Source organism: Coleofasciculus sp. (genome assembly GCF_046539235.1).
In the GTDB taxonomy this organism is placed as follows: Bacteria; Cyanobacteriota; Cyanobacteriia; order Cyanobacteriales; family Coleofasciculaceae; genus Coleofasciculus.
Window position 1 is genome coordinate 1 of the sequence record NZ_JBKHHI010000613.1, and the last position, 2533, is coordinate 2533.

Consider the following 2533-nt stretch of genomic DNA (forward strand, 5'->3'; position numbering starts at 1 on the left):
AACAGGCAACAGGCAACAGGGGAATGTCCTAACGTATCCCGGTAGTGCTATATGTCTATACAACACTATTCTGGCTCTTGAAACACGTCACAGGAGAACATGTCCGTTAATGTCCGCAGATAGGGTAAAAAGGTTGCCATATTTTCGGGAGGTAGGCGATTGTACATTTCCCAACCAATGGCTTTAAGCATGTCTTGCACTAAACGCCAGCCGACACCCAGGCGAGGATAAAGCATGACGCATAAAGGAAACAATTCTCGCTGCACCGCCCGAATGTCATCCTCTAAGACACACAGACACAGATACACCTGAAACATTTCCACGTCGCGGATACTGGCAATTCTCACCGTTTTGCTCATCAGCGAACCGCTGTAGGTTTCGTAGTTGGGATTTTGACGGCAAACTTGTTGGCAAACGGAAATAGCTAGTTTCGTGCTGATGGGTAACAAATTTTGCACGGCTAATAGCGCCGGAGAATTGTAGGGATGGTTCGCCGCCGCATCATAGGCCGCTTGTAGGGGCATGTACATGTGGTCATCCATTACCTTTAAATAGGGAAGCCACAGCTTTTGTTCCCCTGGTGAGAGCCAATCCAGTATCTTTTGACCCGTATAGTGGAACTGCATGCTGACAAACCCGATCGCACGCCGATCAACGCTCGTATATTTTTGGCGTACTTTACCAAAATCTTTGCCGACAATCACCGATAAACGTCGGGGTGTTGCGCGTTCAGCATAAGCATTTGCCGTCTTTTGAAACAGATAACGGGTATCAGCCGCAATTTCTAAGGGATTGACTAATTCAGGATTGATACCATGACGCCTAATTTCCTCAGATAGCAGCGTTTCGGTCAATGACCAGGCTTGGGCGCTGGCAAAGTTGAGCTTTTGCATCATTTTCTCTGCCGTGCTTTTTCTGGCTTCCAGTGAGGCAGTTTCCTTGAGATCCGCCGCCGCTAAACTGGATACTGACTCATCTTGGTCTTGGTTGGTAACAGCCGTATAGTATTTCCTCGCCCAAAGCACCGCTAAGGAATGAACGTTAGATGTTGACGAGTCGGACTTTGACGAGTTGGGTGGTTTGCCACCAGTAGAACGCTGACGCGGTGTCGGCTGGGACACGGAACGTTCTGTGGATGCGATGGAATAGGTCATGGTAAAAATCCCGCTACACTCTTATTTCCCTTCAATGGAGAGGATGCAAAAAGCCCTATGTCTCACCTGTAGTCAGGTGAGTGTCAATCAGCACTGATTATTTATCCTCTCGGCGTTAAAAAAATCGGATGTTATATGGAAACTCTAAAAGAGCAGAGTCTGCCTCTGAACTCTTGTCCCAGACAAGGAGGGATTCGAGTTGCGATAACGACTCTGCTCTAAAATCGCTTCTGTCATATTTTTGCTGTTTTTATCATTCATAATACAGGACTATCACAATTATTAAAAGAAATGAACCATTCTCATTTAGTTTTCACCCAACGGGTGAGACTGGCAGGGGATAACCCCTCAATCGCCTTGCCGGAAAGGGTTAACGGTTCATTGGGTGGGAGAGGCATGATTCTCAGATAACGCGGCTGAGAGTGAGTAACATGACTAGGATCACACTTTTCATGTTACCTTGCCCACTGATGTAAAAGATAAGAGTAGTATTGTGTCTTATCGACAGTATCCAGTACCCGAATCCGTTTTCCTCCCGCCTCGACTTGGATACAACCTTGACTGGAACCCTGAGGAATCACAGTGGTTTCCCAATCTTGCCAAGTAAAGAACTCCGGATGGGCGAGATAAGTAGTGGCGAGAACATCCCAGAAATAATAGTCTTGGGGAATCACTAAGGCGTAACATTGACCTGCCAAATCTGAAATGGGATAGCGACGCTGTTTCCCCAATTTGTAAACAAACTCAGAGGTAACCGGGACGGTATTTGTCAAGTCAAGGGGACAAAGGACAATCGGAATCTGAGTTTGCCAAATCTGATGTACGGCGAGGGGGTCCCAGTAGGCGTTCCATTCGGCTGAACCGTCTTGTCCGGGTTCTAGGCTTTTTTCCACATTACCAGGAACATGAATTGCACCCCCCATCCAGACGATTTGTTCAATGTTGGCGACGATATCGGGGGCGAGGGTGAGGGCGGTGGCGACAGTGGTGAGAGGTCCTGTCACCATCAGGGTAACAGGTTGGTCAGCCGTTTGCAGCGATCGCACGATAAACTCTTGACCGCTTTCGGTTAGCAGGGGGGTTTGGATGGCGTCATTTTGGTTAAGAATTGGCAGATGATCCACAATAAACGCATCCCGGCGGTAAAGGGCGGGAAAGGGATTAATCCCGCGTACCGTACTTTCAGCAACGGGGATATGAGAACATCCGATTAGGTCTAAAATTTTGCGCGTGGCGCTAACAGCAGGTTGAATATAGCAATCAGCCGGGGTGACAACGATACCTAAAGGTTGGATGTGATCCATTGTCATCAGCAAGACGGTTGCCAAGTAATCATCGACACCGCCATCATGATCCATGAGGACGAGAGGTTTGGACAC

2 protein-coding genes are annotated in these 2533 nt (G+C 48.0%); both read right to left on the reverse strand.

Going from position 1 to position 2533, the window contains the following annotated elements; genetic code table 11:
- Window positions 1-65 precede the first annotated feature (65 nt).
- On the reverse strand, window positions 66-1154 hold the full coding sequence (locus ACLFWI_RS29260) for a hypothetical protein (protein ID WP_446415849.1): 1089 nt from the start codon (window positions 1152-1154) through the stop codon (window positions 66-68).
- Window positions 1155-1609: 455 nt separating this feature from the next.
- Entirely contained in the window at window positions 1610-2533 is a 924-nt protein-coding gene (locus ACLFWI_RS29265) for a nucleoside hydrolase (RefSeq protein ID WP_446415850.1), read from the reverse strand.

Coding starts and splice junctions, on each gene's coding strand:
- ACLFWI_RS29260 (WP_446415849.1), bottom strand. CDS start 1,154: ATGACCTATTCCATCGCATCCACAGAACGTTCCGTGTCCCAGCCGACA.